Here is a 1,544-nt window from a genome sequence, read left to right as displayed (position 1 = left end):
ATAGACGTTCTTGCCGTCCTCGACGTAGCCCTCCTGGCTAAAGTGCATGATCTCGATCTTCTCGGTTTCCTTCATGGCTTTTCCTTTCTGTCCTGCACGCGAATCTATACATCGCGTTTCTTTTCGATACCAATTATAGACATACACCCAACGTGTTTTTAATACCACTTTTCAATCTGTTCCAATCCTCGGTGAACGGTCGAAATTCTCTGGTGAGTGGTATTAAATTAGAATTTGATGTATAGCTAGCGCCCCCGGCGTCTCCCTTGTGTGACAAAGAACAGCGTTCCTACCAGCGCAATAATGGTCGATGCTCCAAACAGTACCGTCTGGACGCCCAAAGCCTCCGCCAAAAACGGAGCTGCCAGCAGCGGCAGCACGCCGGCGCTCATCAGGCCAAAACGCACAAAGCCGGTAATGCGTCCCAGGTATTTGATGTCGGCGCGCTCCTGAATCAAGATCATCTGCAGCGGTTCCAGGAATCCCCAGGCCAGACCGTTAATCGCTTGACCGATAATCGCGACCCCCAGCATATCGGTGCCCACGTACACCATGGACCCAATGCCCACGGCCATGAGCGCGCCGAGCAGCAATCGCAGGTTGACATGGCGAGCAGAAAGCTTGGTCAGGATGAACGCGCCCACCGAGGAAGTGAGGCCCACGACCGAGGACAGCCAGCCCAGCCAGACGATATCCACGTTGAGCACATCGCGGTAGAACAACGACTCCAGCGAATCGAACGCGCCAAACGCAAAGAAACCCAAAAAGCCCGAGATAAAGATGAGGCGCAGGTCGTGGTCGCGAAACGTAAGTCGCGCGCCCTCGGCCATGCCGCCCAGAATACCGCCCTTCGGCTTCTCCCCTTTTGCAGGAGCAACACACTCGTGACAGCCCAAGGAGAGCACGGCCGCCACACCCATCATGCCCGCCATGAGCAAATAGACCGATTGCGTGGCAAAACAGCTCACGATGGCACCACCGAGCAGCGGGCCAGCGGTATAGGCGATATTGCTGTAGAACACCATGAGACCGTTCACGCGGGTACGGCCCTCGGTGGTCGACTCCAGGTATCCCGGAAACGCATGCGTGCAGGTGTTGATAAAGCCGCCCGCAAGTCCCAAGACGCACGCGGCAAACACAAGCCCGGGGACAGACAACGGCGCTAACCCCACGCCAAGCGATAGCACTGCCGTAATCACGCACGTCACAAACGACGTCCGGCGCGGTCCAAAGCGGTCGATGACCGAGCCCGACACCATATTGCCCACCGACGTCATAAGATTGCGCACGAGCGTAATGGCGGCAACCAAAAAGGCCGTGCCAGCCAGATCATACGTGGCCGCACCGATAAGCCCCAAAAAGTAGACCGCGTTGTTGGCGCACCACTGCAGGGACTCAATAAGAATCAGCCTGACCTCTGCCGGCGTCAGGCGCATTGCTTCGCGATCCTTCGCGAACATACGAACTCCTTCTATACAAAAAGGGGATGGAGGGCATAGGCCTGCTCCATCCCCTTTCCAGGTTGCAACGAAAATCTATGCAGC

At 56.5% G+C, this 1,544-nt stretch carries 1 protein-coding gene; it reads right to left on the bottom strand.

Features of this window, described 5'->3' with window-relative positions; translation table 11 throughout:
• Positions 1–245 precede the first annotated feature (245 nt).
• The gene (locus tag ACQRAP_RS08630; protein ID WP_195622531.1) at positions 246–1,460 is read right to left on the bottom strand and encodes an MFS transporter; all 1,215 of its coding nucleotides are present in this window, start codon (positions 1,458–1,460) and stop codon (positions 246–248) included.
• Positions 1,461–1,544: the final 84 nt, after the last annotated feature.

The organism is Collinsella sp. SGI.180, assembly GCF_050313455.1.
Taxonomy (GTDB): Bacteria; Actinomycetota; Coriobacteriia; order Coriobacteriales; family Coriobacteriaceae; genus Collinsella.
This window is presented reverse-complemented; position numbering and strand designations above follow the sequence as displayed.

Excerpts from the sequence above, each read along its gene's own strand:
- ACQRAP_RS08630 (WP_195622531.1), bottom strand. The coding sequence starts at position 1,460 with ATGTTCGCGAAGGATCGCGAAGCAATGCGCCTGACGCCGGCAGAGGTC.